Consider the following 18,056-nt stretch of genomic DNA (forward strand, 5'->3'; position numbering starts at 1 on the left):
GAGCCACGGTCTGGCCGGAAGTCCGAAGTCTGCCATGCCCGCGCGCCGGGTCGGACCGTCCCCGCGCCGGACCGTCCCCCGCGCGGACTGTCCTGCGGAGTTCACGGGTTGGTCACCCCCGGTTCATCCTCTACAGTGACGTAGAAATTCTACGAGAACGTAGAAGATCGTCGTACGCCCGACCCCGAAGGACCCGCCCATGACCGACACCGCGGTCCCCCTCGCCTTCAACGGCTCCGGCATCGACGGCTCGCTGTTCACCGGCGTCACCGACTTCGCCCGTGAGACGGCGTGGCTCAACGCCCCGCTCCAGCTGTGGACCGACGCGGGACTCGGGGTCTTCGCCCTCCTCATGCTGATCGGCTGGTGGAACGCCCGCCGCCGCGACACCCCCGCCCTGACCCTGGCCCTCGCGGCGCCGCTGTCCGTGGTCCTCGCCTTCGGCCTCACGGAGATCGTCAAGGACCTCGTCGCCGAGACCCGGCCCTGCTACGCGCTCCCGCACGACTACTTCGTCGACGCCTGTCCGGCCCCGACCGACTACGCCTTCCCCAGCGGCCACTCCACCACCGCCTTCGCCACGGTCGCCGCCCTGTGGCTGCTGGACCGGCGCCTGTCGGTGATCGCCGCCGTCTTCGCCCTCCTCGAAGGTTTCACCCGGGTCTACCTCGGCGACCACTACCCCCACGACGTCATCGGCGCCGCCGTTCTGGCGATCCCGGCCGCCTACCTGACCAGCCGGATCCTGGCCCGCCTCGCCACCCCGCTGGTGGCCCGCCTCCGTACCGGAGCCCTCGCCCCCGCCCTCGGCACCGACCCCACCAGCTGAGTCACCCGAGCCCTCTGGAGCGGGCGGGCCCCGGGGTCACGGCGCCAGGGCCCGGGTGGTGGCGGTGATGGGGGCGGGGAGGTCGGTGGTGCCGCCGCGGAGGTAGCGGTCGACGGCGGCGGCGGCCGCGCGGCCCTCGGCGACCGCCCAGACGATCAGCGACTGGCCACGCCCGGCGTCGCCCGCGACGAAGACGCCGTCCGGACCGCCGGCGAAGTCCTGGTCGCGGCCGAGGTTCCCGCGCCGGTCGTGGGCGAGGCCCAGCTGCTCGGCGAGGCCGCCGTCCCGTTCGGGGCCGGTGAAGCCGAGGGCGAGCAGGGCGAGGTCGGCGGGCAGGGCCCGCTCGGTGCCGGGCCGGGGGTGCCGGTCGCCGGGCTCCGCGTCGGCGAACCGCACCCCGGCCAGGTGCCCGTCCGCGTCCGCCTCGAACCCGACCGTGGTCGCCCGGAACACCCGCGGGTCGGTGGCCGGGGCGCCCGCCTCCTCGTGTGAGGTGGTCACCCGGTACACCTTCGGGTGGACCGGCCACGGCTGGTCCTCGGCCCGGCGCTCCGGCGGACACGGGTTGATGTCCAGCTGGGTGACCGCCGCCGCCCGCTGCCGCAGCGCGGTGCCCAGGCAGTCCGCGGCCGTGTCGCCGCCGCCCACGATCACCACGCTGCGCCCCTCGGCCGAGAGCGGCGAGAGGGGGTAGTCGCCCTCGTCGGTCCGGTTGGCCAGGGTGAGGTACGCCAGCGCCTGGTGCACCCCGGCCAGTTCCCGTCCCGGCACCGGGAGTTCGCGGCCGGCGGTGGCCCCGATCGCCACCACCACGGCGTCGTTGCGCTCGCGCAGCTCGTCCGCGCCCAGGTCGGGGCCGACCGCGACGCCGGTGCGGAACCGGGTGCCCTCGGTCCGCATCTGCTCGATCCGGCGGTTCAGGCGGTGCTTCTCCAGCCGGAACGGCGGGATGCCGTACCGCAGCAGCCCGCCGATCCGGTCGGCCCGCTCGAACACCGTGGTGGTGTGGCCGGCCCGGGTCAGCTGCTGGGCGGCGGCCAGGCCCGCCGGGCCCGAGCCGATCACCGCCACCCGGAAGCCGGTCATCCGCTCCGGCGGCTGCGGCCGGTCGAACCCCAGCTCCCACGCCCGGTCGGCGATCTCCAGCTCGATGTTCTTGATGGTCACGGCCTCGGCGTCGATGGCCAGCACACAGGCGCTCTCGCAGGGCGCCGGGCACAGCCGCCCGGTGAACTCCGGGAAGTTGTTGGTGGCCAGCAGACGGGCCGCGGCCTTGCGCCAGTCGTCGTGCGCGACCAGCGTGTTCCAGTCCGGGATGAGGTTGCCCAGCGGGCAGGCCTGGTGGCAGAACGGCAGCCCGCAGTCCATGCAGCGCTCGGCCTGCTGGTTGATGATCGGCAGCAGCGCGCCGGGACGGTACACCTCCCGGTGGTCGTCCAGCCGCTCCTGCGCGTCCCGGCGCTCCCGCGCACGACGCGGGGTGGTGAGAAAGGCCTTGGGGTCTGCCATCGCGGCCTCCGGCAGGACGTGCTGACGCAGACCGGTGACGCCGCCACCCGCGGCCCGTGGGCGCGCCGCCGACCCGCGCGCCACCGTGTGGCCACCGTACGCCCCCGACCCGTTCGGCGCAGCGGGCCGGTGCCGGCGCCCCGGCGACGGCGTGTCGCGGCGATCGGACCGACTCTCCGCCAGCGTCTCCAGGGGCCCCCGCACACGCGGGACTCCGGCGCGGGTGGTCAGTCGTCCAGCAGTCGCCAGGCGGTGAGGGCGATCCTGGCCCGCACCAGTCCGGTCGGTTCGGTGAGATCGAAGCCGAGGACCTTCCCGATCTGGTCGAGCCGGCGGGCGACGCTGCTGTGGTGCAGGTGGAGGAGCTCGGCGGCTCGGCGCAGGGAGCCCGTGTCGCAGTACGCGTCGAGCGTCCGCACGTCCTCCGCTGCGGCGGCGACCCGGGCGAACGCGGCGACGTCGGCGTTGTCCCGTACGGCGTGCTCCGGTATCTCGGCTACGAGTGCCAGCGCACCGAGGCCGTCGTAGCGGACCACGGGTTCGCGCGCGGTGGTGAAACGCAGCGCGGCGCGGGCCTGGTGCCAGGACCGGGCGGGGCTCGCGGCGGCGCCGATACCCGCGCGCACCTCGGCCGGCCATCGGGCCTCGTCCAGGCTGCCGGCCAGGATCACGCCCGTGCCGGTGCCGGTGAGCTCGGCCGCCTTCACCGGCCGTTCCGGGCAGATCAGGGTGGCCACCTGGGCGAGGGGGAGGGGCGCGCGGACGGCGGCGACCTGCACGGGCGTGCCCGCGGCGAACCCGAGGAGCCGCAGCGCGCGGGCCCGGGCCGCCTCGTCGCCGTCGGAGCTGACGACCAGTTCGACCAGGGCGGGGTCGGCCATGGTCGTGCGGGCCGGGCCGTACCGTTCGGCGGTCGCCGCGACGGCGATGGCAAGCCGGTCCAGCACCACATCGTCGAGCGGGCCGGTGGGCCCGGGGCGTTCCAGCCACACCGTGCCGATCTCCTCCTCGTCGAGGGTGACCGGCGCCGAGGCGGAGGCGGGCGTCGGCGGGGCGGGTGCCTCCCTGCCGTCGGGCGTCATGCGGATCGCCCGCCCCGGGCCGTGGAGCCGGACCCCGACGACGCACTCGGCCAGGCCGGCCGAGGCCCGCGCGAGCGCGGGAAGGTCCAGTCTGCGGCGCATCAGCGTGTCGTAGAACGCGACGATGCGGACCGTCGCCTGGGCGTGCGAGTCCAGATGTGACAGGCGTTCAGCCAAGGCCTCCATCCCTTGATCTTCGCAGGGAATCCCGGCCTTCAGGCCGGGCGGGAATGCGATCCCTGACACGGAGCCGCAAAGCGCCGGAGGTCTCCGCGTTGTCAGTGCTCCGCCCCATACTGGCCACGCCGGGTAGAGAAGGGGGTGGGTCGGGGTGATCCGTGCGTACAAGTTCCTGATGCGGCCCACCGTGGGCCAGCAGCAGGCGTTGACCGAGATGCTGCGGGATCACTGCTCGCTCTACAACGGCGCCTTGCAGGAGCGGCGTGACGCCTACCGGCACGCCTCGAAGACGAGCGTCCGCTACGGCGACCAGTCCGCGCAGCTCAAGGAGATCCGGGCGTTCGACCCGGAGCGGCAGGGCCGCTGGTCGTTCTCCTCGCAGCAGGCGACGCTTCGCCGGCTGGACAGGGCGTTCGCGGCGTTCTTCCGCCGGGGCAGGTCCGGTGAGACGCCGGGCTATCCGCGCTTTCGCGGGGTCAACCGGTTCGACACGGTGGAGTTCCCGAAGGACGGGGACGGCTGCCGTTGGGACAGCACCCCCAACGACCCGACCACCCGCGTCCGCTTCCAGGGTGTCGGACACGTCAGGGTCAACCGGCACCGCGCGGTGGTCGGCAGGATCAAGACCGTCTCGGTCAAGCGCGAGGGCCGTCGGTGGTTCGTGGTGCTGACCGCCGAGCGGGAGCGGCCCGAGCCGCTGCCCGCGACCGGCCGTGTGGTCGGCATCGACCTGGGCATCGCGAACTTCCTCGCCGACTCAGACGGCCGGCTCGTGCCCAACCCCCGCCACGCCCGCACCGCTGCGGCGAAGCTGGAAGCCGCCCAGCAGGCGCTGTCCCGGTTTCCGCGCCGAGGGGCCAGGGACCGCAGCGCCAACCACCACAGGGCGGTGGAGAAGGTCGCCAGGCTGCACGGCAAGGTACGCCGCCAGCGGCTCGACCACGCCCACAAGACCGCCCTCGCCCTGGTCCGCGCGCACGACGTCATCGCGCACGAAGACCTCAAGATCCGCAACATGAGTCGGACCCCGGCCCCGAAGCCCGACCCCCAGACGCCGGGCGCGTTCCTGCCGAACGGGGCCGGGGCCAAGGCCGGGCTCAACCGCTCGATCGCCGATGCCGGGTGGGGGGTGTTCCTGACGATCCTGCACGCCAAGGCTGAGAGCGCCGGACGGGAAGTGATCGCCGTGGACCCCCGCAACACCTCCCGCGCCTGCCCGGAATGCGGGCACACCGCCAAGGAGAACCGACCCGCACAGGCGAGGTTCCACTGCATCGGCTGCGGCCACCGGGCGCACGCCGACACCGTGGGAGCACGCAACGTTCTACGGGCCGGGCTAACCCGTCGAGACGCCACCCAGGCGTAACGAGAAGCCCCCGGATTGATCCGGGGGAGGAGTCACGTCGTGAGGATAGGACGGACCCACACCCGACCGGTGCGCCGACCGTCGCGCGACCGGCCGGGATACGCGACGGGCGTCGGGCGACCTGCGAGGCGGCGGCCGTGAGGATGGTCGGCATGGATCCCGAACTCGAAGCATTCGTCCCCCTGTTGCCCGCGGTCGACATGACCGACCCCGTCGGCGCCCGCAAGATCTTCGACGAACTCGCCGCCGGCCGCCCGGCGCCCGACACCGCGGACCTGGACATCGAGGACCGCACCGTGCCCGGGAACCCGGGCGTGCCTGTGCGCGTCTACCGCCCGCAGCAGCCGCACGGCGCCGTCATCTGGCTGCACGGCGGCGGGTTCGTCCTCGGCGGCCTGGACGCCGAACACCCGTGGGCCACCCGGATCGCCCAGGAATCCCGCGCCGTCGTGATCTCGGTCGGCTACCGCCGGGCCCCGGAACACCCGTACCCGGCCGCCCTCGACGACACCTACGCCGTCCTCGTCTGGGCGGCCGCGCACGCCGCCGAGCTCGGCGTCGACCCCGACCGGATCGCGGTGGGCGGCCACAGCGCCGGCGCGAACCTCGCGGCCGCGACGACGCTGCGCGCCCGCGACGAACAGGGACCGCCGATCCGCTTCCAGCTCCTCAACGAGGCCATCCTCGACGACCGCCACCAGACCTGGTCGGCCCGGAACTTCACCGACACCCCCTGGAACAACCGCGCCGCCCGCATCGCGGCGATGGACCACTACCTGGGCTCCCGGCCCGCCACCCCGTACGCCGCCCCGGCCCGCGCCACCGACCTGTCCGGCCTGCCCCCGGCCTACATCGCCACCGCCGAGTTCGACCCGAACCGCGACGAGGCCGTCGACTACGCGCTGCGCCTGCTCCAGGCGGGCGTCAGCGTCGAACTCCACCAGTGGCCCGGCACCTTCCACGGATCGCTGGCGATCCAGAGCGCCGACGTGTCCCAGCGGCAGACCGCCGCACTCGGCGCCGTCCTGCGCCGCGCCCTGGCGGGATGACGAGGTCCGGGGGCCGGACGGCCACGCGCCCGGCCCGTGACTCGGTGACTCGGTGACTCGGTGACTCGGTGACCAGGACCGGCCGGGCTCTGCGCCGACGAGCCCGGCCGGCCCGACCGGCCGTTCACCGGCCGGTGAGCCGTTGCGGGCGGACAGGCTCGGGACGGTGGTCAGCGCCCGGTCAGGCGCCCGGTGAGGCGTCCCAGAGCGAGCGGGTGGCGCCGAAGCCGGTCTCGTGGGTCCACACGTGCGTGCAGCCGGGGCACTGGAGGTGGAGCAGGCTGCCGGTGTTGGACAGCAGGTAGCGCCAGTGCGTGGGGCAGTTGCGCCGCTCGCCGCAGGGGTCGCAGCCCTCGGCGTCGGCGCAGCGGGGGCAGGGGATCCAGGCGCGGCGGCCGAGGTCGGCCTGCGGGTCAAGGGGCAGCATGACCGCTCTCCCGTCCGGGCAGCACACCGGCCGCCACCAGCTCGTCGAAGATCCGGGTCTGCTCCGCGTCGAGGCCCGAGTAGAGCAGGGCGTACGCCTCCTCCTCACCGCGCAGCACGGCCACCGGGTCCCAGGAGTCGCCGAGGGCCGCCATCACATGGGCGCGGCGGAGCGTCTCGCCGGCGGTGAGGTCGATCTCGAAGTCGACGAGGCCGGTCGGGTCGGGAGTCTGGTGCGAGGACATGGCGCCGAAATTAGGCACCCCTTCTTCGCCGGTCAACCGCGCTGACGTGTGGTTTTGCCCACGTGGGCGGTCCGTCCGGCCTGCCCGGCAGCCCTCCGTACCGGCCTGCGGCCACGGCGGCGACCGCCCCCGCGCATGGTCCCGGAGCACCGGCGACCGCCCGTACCGAGAGGCTCGCGGCCGAGGGGGAGTCAGCCCGTCCGCCGGCGACCATCCCTGACCCGGCGTCGGCCCCGGCCGCCCCGCCCGCTAGGACGAGGACGCCCCCTGGGCGGGCCCGGCCGGCGGCACGGGCGACGGGGGCGGGACCATCGCCCAGCGGATGGTCGCGGTCAGGGCGTGGCCGGCCAGGGGAACGGCCGTCGTCTCGACCAGTGGGATCCGCGGCAGACCGAGCTGCCGCCGCGCCCACCCGGGCAGCAGTGCGGCGGCACTGGCGGCCAGCACTCCGTACGCGGGCAGGGCGACCAGCGGCACCGGCGGGTGGAACAGCAGGAACCGGGCCGCGTCCAGCGCCTCCGGGCCGGCGCGCAGCTCGGGCCGGTAGGCGGCGATCCGGTCGGCCAGCTCCTGCCGGGTCCGCGGCGGGTCGGGCACCCCGAGCGCGCCGGCCACCCGGGCGGCGTCCGCCACGTACCCGTCGTACGCCGCGTCGTCCAGCCGTCGCGCCCCGTAGGCGCGGTGAGCGCGCAGGAAGCTGTCCACCTCGGCCGCGTGCACCCAGCCCAGCAGGTGCGGGTCGTCGGCCCGGTACGGCTCCCCGGCCGCGGTCACACCCCGTACCCGGCGGTGCACCGACCGGACGTGGTCGACCGCCCGCTGGGCGTCCTCCGCCGTACCGAACGTGGTCACCGCGAGGAAGGTGCTGGTCCGCTGCAGCCGGCCCCACGGATCGCCCCGGTAGCCGGAGTGGCCGGCCACCGCCGCCATCGCCAGCGGGTGCAGCGACTGCAGCAGCAGCGCCCGCAGGCCCCCGACGAACATCGACGCGTCCCCGTGCACCGCCCGGATCGGCCGCTCGGGACCGAACCAGCGCGGCCCCGGCGTCTCGTGGATCCGCCGCCGCGAGGCCGGCCCCTGCGGACCGGCCACCCGCGCGAACAGCTCCGCCCCCAGTCGCCGCCGGAACTCGGCGAGACCGGGTACACCGGAGAGGAGAACGGTCACCCTTCGCACTGTAGGCCGGTCCACGCCGCCGCGACAGGGCCCGGGCACGCCGGGGCACGTCCCGGCACGCCGGGGCCGGGCGGTCAGGAGCTGTAGGTCTCCTTCAGCGAGGTGATCACGCCCTGGGCGTTGACGGTGATCTCGTACATGTCCTGGTTGCAGAAGTAGCCGGCCGGGAGCTTGTCGAAGTCGGTCAGGTGCGGGGTCTCCGCGCAGGTCTTCACGTGGGCCAGACCGTCCGCGGCGGTGCCGGACTTGGCGGTGACCGTCTTCAGCTCCATGTCCTGGTTGTGGTAGACGGTCACGGACGCCTCCGGGGAGACCGTGTACGAGGTGGTGGTGTTCGCCGTGTTGAAGAACACGCCGTTGTCCGTGCAGTTGGCCGCGACGTTGTTGGCGGTGATCTTCCCGGAGGCCTGGTCCAGGGCCGTCACGTGGATGACCTTGTGCGAGGCGAAGTAGGTCTTGCAGTCCGGGCGCTTGCCCTCCGCGGTGGCGGAGGCGGTGCCGGCCGGGGCCGAGGCCTTGCCGGAGGGCCGGGCGGCGGACGGGCTGCCGGTCGGCGCGGCGGGGGCCGAGGCGGCCGGACCCTGCGCGGACGCGTCGCCCCCCGCGGACTCCGGGTCGCAGGCGGCGGTGCCGAGGGCGACGACGGCCAGCAGCGCGGCGGTGAGGGCAGGACGGATGTGCATGTGGCGGATTCCCCCTGAGAAAACGGTCCCCCCACGTGATCTTCCACGCGGGAGCGGCGCACAGCCTACCCACCGGATCGGACACCGGGTGACACGGCCTCAACACCCTTGCCGATGTACCGAATCGGCGCGGGCGATGTCACTCCCGGGCGGCCTCGCCGGAAGTTCGCAGGGCGTCCCGCAGCGCCCGCAGGCGGTCGGCCGGGGCCCCGAGACCGTGCACGGTCAGCCGGGCCGCCTCCACCCGCGGCACCCGGTGCACCGCGAAGGCCAGGTTCGCCGACTGGTGCAGCATCCACTGGTGGTACGAGACCAGCCGCAGCGCCTCGTCGCGGACGCCCGCCAGCTCACCCCCGGCGGGCAGGGCCCGGAGCCACCCGGCCAGCCGGGCGTACCGGGCGGCCTGCCGCTGCAGGTCCTCGGCCAGGCCGACGGGCACCGGACCCGGCTCGCCGCACGCCGCCACGGCCAGATCGGCGAGCGCCTGCCCGGCCACCGCCTCGTCCAGGACGGCGAGCAGGGCCGCCCGCTGGTCGTCGGCGCCGCCGAGCTCCGGCGGCCCGGGCACACGGGAGGCCGCACGGCCCGCCCACCGGCGCAGCACCGCCGCCGGTCCGGCGCGCCGCCGCGCGAGGGGGGCTGCGCACACGGTCACCTCCTGTCCCTCCAGTGTGCAACGGTCCCCCGGGAGAGGCCCTGGTTCTCGGGGCGCGACCGGTTATCGCTCGGTCAGCGGTCGGCGGTCAGCGGTCGGCGGCGGGGAGGTGGGGGGTGCCGCCGAGGCGGAAGGCGGTGTCGAGGAGGCCGATGTGGCTGAACGCCTGGGGGAAGTTGCCGACCTGGCGGCCGAGCCGCGGGTCCCACTCCTCCGCCAGCAGCCCCACGTCGTTCCGGATGTCCAGCAGCCGCTCGAACAGCGCCCGCGCCCGGTCCTTCCGTCCGAGGGCGGCCAGGGCGTCGGCGAGCCAGAAGGAGCAGGCCAGGAAGGCGCCCTCCTTGCCCGACAGTCCGTCCACGCTGGTGTCCGCCTCGTCCCCGGTGGTGTACCGCCGCAGGAAGCCGTCGTGGTCGAGCTCGGCGGCGACGGCGTCCACCGTGCCGGCCACCCGGGGGTCGTCCGGGGGCAGGAACCCGCACTTGGGGATGAGCAGCAGGGCGGCGTCCAGCGCCGAGGAGCCGTAGGACTGGGTGAAGGTGTTGCGGTCGGGGTCGTAGCCGCGCTCGCAGACCTCGCGGTGGATCTCCGCCCGCAGGTCGCGCCAGCGGTCCAGCGGGGCGGGCAGGCCGAGCAGTTCGGCGGAGCGGACCGCCCGGTCGACGGCCACCCAGGCCATCACCTTGGAGTGCACGAAGTGGCGGCTCGGGCCGCGGATCTCCCACAGGCCGTCGTCCGGCTCCCGCCAGGCGCCCTCCAGGTGGTCGATCATGGCCCGCTCGACCTCCCAGACGTGCCGCAGCGGCCGCACCCCGGAGGCCCGTGCCAGGTGGACGGCGTCCAACACCTCGCCGTACACGTCGAGTTGGCTCTGTCCGGCGGCGGCGTTGCCGACCCGGACGGGCTGGGAGCCCGGGTAGCCAGTCGAGTTCGTGCTCGGGCAGCAGCCGCTCCCCGGCCACCCCGTACATGATCTGCAGGTCGTCGGGATTGCCGGCCACCGCGCGTTCCAGCCACCGCCGCCAGGCGTCGGCCTCCGTGGTGAGGCCGCTGCGGAGCAGGGCGGAGAGGGTGAGGGTGGCGTCGCGCAGCCGGCAGAACCGGTAGTCCCAGTTGCGTCCGCCGCCGAGGGCCTCGGGCAGGGAGGTGGTCGCGGCGGCGACGATGCCGCCGGTGGGGTGGTAGGTGAGTGCCTTGCCGTCCCGCCGCTCGCGGCATCCCGGTTCACCGGCTACCCGCTGCTGCGCCCTTCACCGGCTCGATCCACCGGTCCGATCCACCGGTCCGATCCACCGGTCCGATCCACCGGTCCGGGCCACCGGGACGCGTCAGCCGGTGGGGTCGTGCCAGGACAGGCCCGGCGCCAGCAGCGCGTCCGCCTGGGACGGGCCCCAGCTGCCGGGCTCGTACGGGTGCACCGGCACGGCGTCGTCGAGCACCGGGTCGACGATCCGCCAGGCGTCCTCCACCGTCTCCTGGTGCGCGAACAGCCAGCGGTCGCCGGCCAGCGCCGCGCCGATCAGCCGGTCGTACGGCCGCATGTCGGCGCCCGGCTGGCGGGCGAAGGACAGCTGCTCGCCCTCCGGCCGCCGGCCGGCGCCGGGGTGCTTGCCGACCAGGGTCAGTCCCAGCTCGGTGTCCGGCCGGACCCGGATCCGCAGGGCGTTGACGGCCGGCCCGTCCGCCAGCCCGAACACGTCGTGCGGCGGGTGCCGGAAGGTGATCAGCACCTCGGTGGCGGTCACCGGCAGGCACTTGCCGGTCCGGATCAGCACTGGGACGCCCGCCCACCGCCAGGAGTCCACCGACAGCCGGATCGCCGCGTACGTCTCCACGGAGGAGTCCGGGGCGACGCCCGCCACCTCCCGGTAGCCGCGGTACTGGCCGCGGACCGTGTCCGCCGCGGTCAGCGGCCGGATCGCGCCGATCAGCTTGTCCTTGGCCTGCGGCCAGCGGGCGAGGCCCGGACCGTCCGGCGGGTCGGCCAGCACGGTGGCGAGGACCTGCAGCAGGTGGTTCTGCACCACGTCGCGGATCGCGCCCGTCCGGTCGTAGAACCGGCCGCGGTCCGCGACGTCGAAGTCCTCCGCCATGGTGATCTGGACGTCCCGGACGAAGGTGCGGTTGAGCAGCGGCTCCAGGACGGCGTTCCCGAACCGGGCGAACAGCAGGTTCTGCACCGCCTCCAGGCCCAGCCAGTGGTCGACCCGGAAGATGTCCTCCTCGCGGAACACCCGGCCGAGCGTGTCGTTGAGCGCCCGCGCGCTGCCCAGGTCGGTGCCGAACGGCTTCTCCACCATCACCCGGGCCCCCGCCGCCCGGCCCGCCTGCCCGATGCCCTGGGCGATCCGCCCGAACAGCGCCGGCGGCACCTCCAGGTAGTACAGCGTGCTGCCGGCCCCGCCCATCGCCTCCGCCACCGCGTCGTAGGTGGCGGCGTCGAACAGGTCGCCGTCCACGTACCGCAGGAGGCCCAGCAGCTTGCCGGCGGGCGCCGAGTCCGGGTCGATCCCGTGGTGGCGCAGCGAGGCGGCGGCGTACTCGCGGAACTCCGCCACGCCCCAGCCGTTCTTCGCCACGCCGATCACCGGGACGTCCAGCACACCGCGCTCCACCAGGCCGACCAGGGCGGGGAAGGTCTGCAGTTTCGCCAGGTCACCGGTCGCGCCGAAGACGACCAGGCAGTCGACCGTAGACACCGTAGACACCGACATCGCGGCTCCTCGTCTCCGTCCGGCAACGGTACGGGGGCGGTACGCCCCGCCGCGGCGCCCCTCAGCCCCATCGTCCGCCGGACACCCGCCGACGGCACCCGGGCGGGTCACCCGCTCCGGGCGGGTGTCATCGGCGGCCGTCCGGCGGCCGTCCGGCGGACGCGGGTGGTTGCGGGCGGACGCGGGCGGGCCGTCAGCGACGGGTGCCTCAGGGCCTGTCCGACCATGCGCGTCGCCTCGGCGCGCGGCGTCGGGCGCCCCGGACGGCCCGGACGGCCCGGTGCACCGCGAGGTGCACGAGTGCGGCGGCGCGTACCCACAGGAAAGGGGGCCACCCCCGGTCCGTATGCTGGCGGGGATGATCAGGCTGGAGCGGCTGAGCGCCGACCACGCGGCGGCCCTGCTGGCCTTCGAGCGGGCCAACCGCGCCCACTTCGCCCGCTCGGTGCCCGACCGCGGCGACGCGTACTTCGCGGAGTTCGCCGACCGCCACCGTGCCCTGCTCGCCGAACAGCGGGCGGGCACCTGCCACTTCCACGTGGTGCTCGACCCGTACGGCGACCTGGTCGGCCGGGTCAACCTGGTGGACGTCCACGACGGCTCCGCCGAACTCGGCTACCGCATCGCCGAGCACGCCACCGGCCGGGGCCACGCCACCGCCGCCGTCGAGCAGGTCTGCCGGCTGGCGGCGGGGGAGTACCGCCTCACCGAACTCACCGCCTCCGCCGACCGCGCCAACCCCGCCTCGGCGGCCGTCCTCCGCCGCACCGGCTTCACCCTCCTCGGCGAGTCCGAGCTCGACGGCCGCCCGGTCCTGCACTTCCGCCGCCCGCTGGCGGACCTCCGGCCGAACGGCTCCTGAACTGCTTCTGAACGGCGCCGGGTCGGCGAGGCCGGAGCCGCCCCCGGACCCGGTGCGCCCGCCCCGAGCCCCTGCGGACGGGCCCGGGAAATGCGGTGGGCCGCCGGCTCCCCGCCCCGGTAGCCTGCGGCAAACGATCTCTGGGGGGTGGCACCGATGCGGCCGATGCTGCTGGTGGACGTGGACGGACCGCTGAACCCGTACGCGGCGAAGCCGTACCGGCGGCCCGAGGGCTATCTGACGCACCGGCTGCAGACCCCCCGGTGGGAGGCCGCCGAGCGGCGCCGGCTGAGCGCGTGGGGCCTGCCGAACAAGCCGGTCAAGCCGCTGCGGGTCTGGCTCAACCCCGGCCACGGCCCCGCCCTCGCCGCGCTGCCCTTCGACCTCGTCTGGGCGACCACCTGGGAGGAGGAGGCCAACGACTTCCTCGCGCCCCTGCTCGGCCTGCCCGAACTGCCGTACATCGCCTGGCCCGAGCCGCGGCCCGAAACGGTCGGCGGCGTCTTCTGGAAGACCCCGGAGATCGTCGACTGGGCCAGCGGCCGACCGTTCGCCTGGGTCGACGACCAGATCACCGACGCCGACCGCGCCTGGGCCCGGGACCACCACCGCGGACCGGCCCTCCTGCACCGGATCGACCCGCGGATCGGCCTCACCGCCGAGGACTTCGCCCTGCTCACCGACTGGGCTCGGCACCTGGGTTGAACCCGATCAGTTTCGGAGAAGCCGCCACCCGGTCCGGATTCCTACCATGGAATCACCGCGAACGAGAGCCACCGGAGACGAGGGACACCGCCATGACGAGCACCGTGAAGTCCGCCACGAAGTCCGCCCGCAGCACCGCCGCCACCGAGGCCTCCTACGACGGCTTCACGGAGGAGGAGCGCGCCGCGATGAAGGAGCACGCCAAGGAGCTCAAGTCCGCCGCGCGCGGCGCCCGCGGAGCCAAGACCGACCCCGAGGCCGATGTGCTCGCGAAGATCGCCGAGATGGGGGAGGACGACCGGGTCCTCGCCGAGCGGATCCACGCCATCGTCCGGGCCGCCGCCCCCGACCTCACCCCCAAGCTCTGGTACGGGATGCCCTCGTACGCCAGGAACGGCAAGGTCGTCTGCTTCTTCCAGAGCGCGGCCAAGTTCAAGTCGCGCTACGCCACGCTCGGCTTCAGCGACCAGGCGAACCTCGACGACGGCGCCCTGTGGGCCACCACCTTCGCCCTCACCACGCTCACCCCCGCCGTCGAGGCCCGGATCACCGAGCTCGTCCGGAAGGCGGCCGGCTGAGCGTGACCACCGCACCCGGACGCCGGCCCACGGACCGTCAGCACGGCGAGCCCGTGGGCGGCGATACCCGGCCGGACCTGGACGCGATCGAGGGCTGGTTCGCCGCCGTGGCCGAGGGCCGGGTCAGCCGGGACGCGGCCGACCGGTGGGCCGGGCGCTGGTACTTCGACGACGATGATGCGGACGCCGGCGAGGAGGACGGGCCGGAGCGGGAGGAACTGCGCCGGTGGGCCCTGGACCTTCTCCACGGGATCGACCTCCGCCCGGGCCCGGAGCAGCCGTACCTGCACGACGACGCCCAGGTACGGGACTGGCTCGCGGAACTGCGCCGCCGCCGCGCGCGGCCACCCCGCACCGGGTAGCCCCGCGCCAGGGCTCAGTCGCCCGGGTGGGCCATGGAGTCGATGGCGACCGCGGCCGCGAGCATGGTGGTGTGGTCGGCGCCGGGGCCGATGTCCACGCCGTAGGTGTCGCGCACCCGGAACCACTTCTTCGAGACCTCGGCGATCTTGTAGCCGTCACGCTCGATGGTGTACTCGTGGTCGACCACGTTGCCCTGGACGGAGAGCTCGTCGCCGTCCTCCTGCTTGATGGTCCACCGGTCCCGGATCGGGCTGATCACGGCCTTCTTGACCTCGGCGATCCGGTGGCCCTCCGCGTCGTCGATCGCCATCGAGTCCTTGATCCGCATCGGCCGGCCCTGGACGGTCGCCACCCGGTGGCCCTCGCGGTCCTCCAGGTAGAAGGTGTGGCGGACGCGCATCACCTTGCCGTCCACCTTGTACACGTGCTCCCCGGACTCGTCGTCGATCCAGTAGTCGTCGCCGATCGCGATCGCCTTCTGCCGCATCCGGTACCGGGTCACACCCTCGCCGTGCTCGAAGGCGCGGTTGGCCTCCCGGCGCTCCCGTCGTTCGCCGAACATGGTGCCGTCCTCTCCCGCCTCACCCCCGCGTCTCCAGTATGGGCCGAAGTAGGGGCCGACCCGCCCCTGCGAGCCGCGGCCCGCAGGTCAGGCCGGCTGCGGAGCCCACAGGTGCAGCTCCTGGACGGCCTGGTCGCAGGCCTCGCAGACCCGCGCCCGCAGCGCCTGCGGGTACCAGTCCACGCCTCCGGGCGCCCGCATGTCCCACTCGCTCATCCCCGCGGCGGGCGCCTCGCACAGCGTCCGCGTCAGCGGGACGTCCACCGGCGCCGCGTGCACCGTCCCGTACGCCGCCGCCCCACCCGTCCACGCGCTGCCCGACATGAGGGCGCCACCGCGCCCGGGACCGCCGGGTTCGATCATGACCGTGATCGCCATACCTCCAGCATGGCCCACCGTCCCGGCCCCGGCACACGGACGGAGCACGGCCCCACGCGGCGGGCCGACGCCGCAAGCCCACGCACCCGAGTGGCTGACCCGCCCGCCGAGCCGCCCCCGCCCCGCGCCGCCGTCCCCCTAGTCTGCCGCCATGGCAGAAACGCGCCCCGCTGCCCCGACCGCCACGCCCCGGGAAGTCCGGCTCGCGCTCGTCCTCAACGGGGGCATCAGCCTCGCCGTCTGGATGGGCGGCGTCGCCCACGAACTGGACCTGCTGCGCCGCGCCTCCCGCGGCGACCCCGAGTCCTCCGTCGAGCGGCCGGAGGACCGCCCGGTGTTCCGGCTCTGGCAGCGGCTCTGCCGCGACGCCGGCAAACGCGTGCTGATCGACGTGATCGCCGGCACCTCCGCCGGCGGCCTCAACGGCATGCTGCTCGCCACCGCGATCGGCCGCGGCGTCGCCCTGCCGTACCTGCGCGACACCTGGAGCGAGACCGCCGCCCTCGACCGGCTGCTCGCCCCCGACGCCTCCGCCGCCCTGATGCGCGGCGAGGTGGTCGAGGAGGCGCTCGGCGAGGTGGTCCGGCGGATGGGCGAGGTCCCGCAGACCGCCGAACCGGTCACCCTCTTCCTCACCGCCACCGCCCTCGACGGCCGGCCGCAGAGCTACGTGGACGGCTACGGCGGCCGGTTCGACGTCCGCGACCACCGGCGCGTCTACCGCTTCCAGCAGGACACCGGCGCCCTCGGCTACGAGCCCGCCGGCGGCACCGCGGGCCCCGATCCCCACGGGGCTGATCCCGCGACGGACGGCGTCCGCGGCGGGCCCGGCGGCACCGGCGGCGACTGGCGGATCCGCGAACGCCCCCGCCGCGACTTCACCGGCGACGTCGGCCACCCCGGCTCCGCCCTGCTCCGCGCCGCCCGGGCGACCGCGGGCTTCCCCGTCGCCTTCGCCCCCGTGCACGAGGACCCGATGCGCGACCACCGGGAACACCCCGCCGGCATCCCCACCAGCTGCGTGATGGACGGCGGCATCCTCGACAACGAGCCCTTCCGGCCCGTCCTCGACGCGATCGGCGGACGCCGGGTCGACGGCCCCTTCGAACGGGTCCTGGTGTACGTGGTGCCCTCCGCGGGACGCGTCCCCCAGGAACGCATCGGCGGCAAGCGGTGCGAGGACATCCTCTGGACCGAAGCCGCCTCCAACGCCCTGCTCTACCCGCGCGAGGGCAACTTCCGCTCCGGCACCGAGGACCTCGCCGCCCGGCTCCGCACCAGCGTCGGCGAGGTCCAGAACCGCCTGTTCCGCCGGATGCGCGAGGAACCCGGCCACGCCACCCGGCTCATCCTGCACGCCGCCGAACTCGTCGACGACTACCGCGAACTGCGAGCCGCCGCCGTCGTCGACGAGGCCCGCCGCGGCATGGCCGACGCCGACACCGTCCGCACCCTCGTCCCCACCCCCGAGACCGACCCCGCCCGGCTGCTCGACCGCGACACCAACTGGCTCCCGCCCCGCCCCACCCCGCACACCGACCCGGTGCACCACCCCGACCTCACCACCTGGACCTGGGGACTCGCCCCCGCCGAACGGGTCATCCGCCTGCTCCTCGACGACCTCAAGTCCCACCGCGACGGCAGCCCGGAGCGGTCCGCCGCCGTCACCACCGCCACCGCCACCCTCAGCCGGCAGCTCCGCGCCACCCTCGCCGTCCTCGACGCCGTCCACCGCGAACTCGCCGAGAGCCCCCGCACCGACCTCGGCGACGCGACCGTGGTCGAGCGGATCGGCGAGGTCTTCGCCCGGCTCCGGGTCCCGCACACCCTCGGCACCCTCGTCCGCGAGGCCGCCGAGGCCTACCTGGAGGCCCTCCGGCACCACGGCACCCGCTGGACCAGCACCGAGGACCTCGTCGCCTGCTGCCTCGCCGTCGAGGTCCTCACCCACGCCTTCGCCCCCGCCGCCACCGCCGTCGAACCCCCCACCCCCCGGTTCACCTTCCTCCGGCTAGGCCCCGACACCACCGGCCCGCTCTTCGACCAGGACCGCTACACCGACATCGGCGACCGCAAGCTGTACGGCGTCCGGCTCAACCACTTCGGCGCCTTCGTCCACGAGGACTGGCGCGCCTCCGACTTCGCCTGGGGACGGCTCGACGCCGTCCACCACCTGCTGCGCGTCCTGCTCCCGTCCCCCGGCGAACGGAACGCCGCCGAACGCCGCCTCCACACCGCCGTCATGGCCGCCGAGACCGGCCACGACCGGATGCGCCGCAACCTCGACGAACTCCTCCAGGACGACAGCGCCCTGCTGCACTCCTTCGCCGAGACCGACCAGGGCCGCGACTCCCTGCGCCGCGCCGTCGGCTCCGCCCTCGCCCTGCTGCTCAGCGACCCCGCCCCCGACGCCGACCCGACCGTCACCCAGCGGCTGCTGCGCCGCGTCCACCCGTACCTCCGGGCGGCGCTCGGCCCCGCGCGGCCGACCGGTGGCTGGATCCTGCGGCTGCTGCGGCGGTTCACCCGGCACACCCGCTCCCAGCTCCACCGGGACCCGCGCCCCGACCCGCTGCACGCGGCCGTCCGGCGGGACCTGCGCGGCCTGCGGCGGACCGCGGTGCTGGTCGCGGCGCTGTGCGTGCTCGGCGTGGTGGCGACGGTCGCGCTGGTGCTGTGCCTGGCGCTCTGACG

Annotated in this window: 18 protein-coding genes and 1 pseudogene; 8 read left to right on the forward strand and 11 right to left on the reverse strand. The window is 74.8% G+C overall.

Features of this window, described 5'->3' with window-relative positions; genetic code table 11:
- The first annotated feature begins 199 nt into the window (after positions 1-199).
- Positions 200-829 (forward strand): phosphatase PAP2 family protein, encoded by a 630-nt coding sequence (locus ABWK59_RS32295; RefSeq protein WP_354644212.1) that lies wholly within the window; start codon positions 200-202, stop codon positions 827-829.
- A gap of 36 nt (positions 830-865) precedes the next feature.
- Here the strand turns inward: ABWK59_RS32295 and ABWK59_RS32300 are convergent, their stop codons facing one another.
- Together ABWK59_RS32300 and ABWK59_RS32305 are read right to left on the reverse strand one after the other, a co-directional pair.
- Positions 866-2,338 carry a glutamate synthase subunit beta gene (locus ABWK59_RS32300; RefSeq protein ID WP_354644213.1) on the reverse strand — a complete coding sequence of 491 codons (1,473 nt, stop codon included), beginning with the start codon at positions 2,336-2,338 and terminating at the stop codon, positions 866-868.
- 227 nt (positions 2,339-2,565) lie between these two features.
- Positions 2,566-3,606 carry a helix-turn-helix domain-containing protein gene (locus ABWK59_RS32305; protein ID WP_354644214.1) on the reverse strand — a complete coding sequence of 347 codons (1,041 nt, stop codon included), beginning with the start codon at positions 3,604-3,606 and terminating at the stop codon, positions 2,566-2,568.
- A gap of 145 nt (positions 3,607-3,751) precedes the next feature.
- Here ABWK59_RS32305 and ABWK59_RS32310 point away from each other — a divergent pair, with 145 nt between their 5' ends.
- Entirely contained in the window at positions 3,752-4,966 is a 1,215-nt protein-coding gene (locus ABWK59_RS32310) for an RNA-guided endonuclease InsQ/TnpB family protein (protein WP_354644215.1), read from the forward strand.
- A 152-nt stretch (positions 4,967-5,118) separates the two neighbouring features.
- Complete coding sequence (locus ABWK59_RS32315; protein ID WP_354644216.1) at positions 5,119-6,015, forward strand: alpha/beta hydrolase; 897 nt, start codon at positions 5,119-5,121, stop codon at positions 6,013-6,015.
- Between the two features lie 181 nt (positions 6,016-6,196).
- Here ABWK59_RS32315 and ABWK59_RS32320 read toward each other — a convergent pair whose 3' ends face one another.
- The 7 genes and pseudogenes from ABWK59_RS32320 to zwf form a co-directional block, all read right to left on the reverse strand.
- Positions 6,197-6,442, reverse strand: a complete 246-nt coding sequence (locus tag ABWK59_RS32320) for a hypothetical protein (protein ID WP_354644217.1) — start codon at positions 6,440-6,442, stop codon at positions 6,197-6,199.
- A complete protein-coding gene (locus tag ABWK59_RS32325; protein WP_354644218.1) occupies positions 6,429-6,686 on the reverse strand; it encodes a DUF6400 family protein in 258 nt (85 codons plus the stop codon). Before ABWK59_RS32325 ends, ABWK59_RS32320 begins: the two co-directional genes overlap by 14 nt.
- 249 nt (positions 6,687-6,935) lie before the next feature.
- The gene (locus ABWK59_RS32330; RefSeq protein WP_420492883.1) at positions 6,936-7,862 is read right to left on the reverse strand and encodes an oxygenase MpaB family protein; all 927 of its coding nucleotides are present in this window, start codon (positions 7,860-7,862) and stop codon (positions 6,936-6,938) included.
- 74 nt (positions 7,863-7,936) lie between these two features.
- Positions 7,937-8,545, reverse strand: a complete 609-nt coding sequence (locus tag ABWK59_RS32335) for a hypothetical protein (RefSeq protein ID WP_354644220.1) — start codon at positions 8,543-8,545, stop codon at positions 7,937-7,939.
- Between the two features lie 139 nt (positions 8,546-8,684).
- Positions 8,685-9,194: a hypothetical protein gene (locus tag ABWK59_RS32340; protein ID WP_354644221.1), complete on the reverse strand. Its 510-nt coding sequence runs from the start codon at positions 9,192-9,194 to the stop codon at positions 8,685-8,687.
- 94 nt (positions 9,195-9,288) lie between these two features.
- Positions 9,289-10,396 (reverse strand): annotated as a pseudogene (locus tag ABWK59_RS32345) (glycoside hydrolase family 15 protein); the annotation flags it as partial.
- 132 nt (positions 10,397-10,528) lie between these two features.
- Entirely contained in the window at positions 10,529-11,908 is a 1,380-nt protein-coding gene (gene zwf / locus ABWK59_RS32350) for a glucose-6-phosphate dehydrogenase (RefSeq protein WP_354644222.1), read from the reverse strand.
- 364 nt (positions 11,909-12,272) lie between these two features.
- On the opposite strand from zwf, the gene ABWK59_RS32355 reads away from it, so the two are divergent.
- The 4 genes from ABWK59_RS32355 to ABWK59_RS32370 all read left to right on the forward strand — a co-directional run bounded on the left by ABWK59_RS32355 (position 12,273) and on the right by ABWK59_RS32370 (position 14,421).
- Positions 12,273-12,776: a GNAT family N-acetyltransferase gene (locus ABWK59_RS32355; RefSeq protein ID WP_354644223.1), complete on the forward strand. Its 504-nt coding sequence runs from the start codon at positions 12,273-12,275 to the stop codon at positions 12,774-12,776.
- Between the two features lie 156 nt (positions 12,777-12,932).
- A complete protein-coding gene (locus ABWK59_RS32360; protein WP_420492884.1) occupies positions 12,933-13,481 on the forward strand; it encodes a hypothetical protein in 549 nt (182 codons plus the stop codon).
- Positions 13,482-13,573: 92 nt separating this feature from the next.
- Positions 13,574-14,059, forward strand: a complete 486-nt coding sequence (locus tag ABWK59_RS32365; protein ID WP_420492885.1) for an iron chaperone — start codon at positions 13,574-13,576, stop codon at positions 14,057-14,059.
- 2 nt (positions 14,060-14,061) lie between these two features.
- Positions 14,062-14,421 carry a hypothetical protein gene (locus ABWK59_RS32370; protein WP_354644224.1) on the forward strand — a complete coding sequence of 120 codons (360 nt, stop codon included), beginning with the start codon at positions 14,062-14,064 and terminating at the stop codon, positions 14,419-14,421.
- A 14-nt stretch (positions 14,422-14,435) separates the two neighbouring features.
- On the opposite strand, the gene ABWK59_RS32375 is transcribed toward ABWK59_RS32370, so the two are convergent.
- Both ABWK59_RS32375 and ABWK59_RS32380 read right to left on the reverse strand, forming a co-directional pair.
- A complete protein-coding gene (locus ABWK59_RS32375) occupies positions 14,436-14,984 on the reverse strand; it encodes an LURP-one-related/scramblase family protein (protein WP_354644225.1) in 549 nt (182 codons plus the stop codon).
- An 87-nt stretch (positions 14,985-15,071) separates the two neighbouring features.
- The gene (locus tag ABWK59_RS32380) at positions 15,072-15,362 is read right to left on the reverse strand and encodes a hypothetical protein (protein ID WP_354644226.1); all 291 of its coding nucleotides are present in this window, start codon (positions 15,360-15,362) and stop codon (positions 15,072-15,074) included.
- A gap of 151 nt (positions 15,363-15,513) precedes the next feature.
- Here ABWK59_RS32380 and ABWK59_RS32385 point away from each other — a divergent pair, with 151 nt between their 5' ends.
- Positions 15,514-18,054, forward strand: coding sequence for a DUF3376 domain-containing protein (locus tag ABWK59_RS32385; protein WP_354644227.1), 2,541 nt, complete (start codon positions 15,514-15,516; stop codon positions 18,052-18,054).
- Positions 18,055-18,056 lie beyond the last annotated feature (2 nt).

The organism is Kitasatospora sp. HUAS MG31, assembly GCF_040571325.1.
In the GTDB taxonomy this organism is placed as follows: Bacteria; Actinomycetota; Actinomycetes; order Streptomycetales; family Streptomycetaceae; genus Kitasatospora; species Kitasatospora camelliae.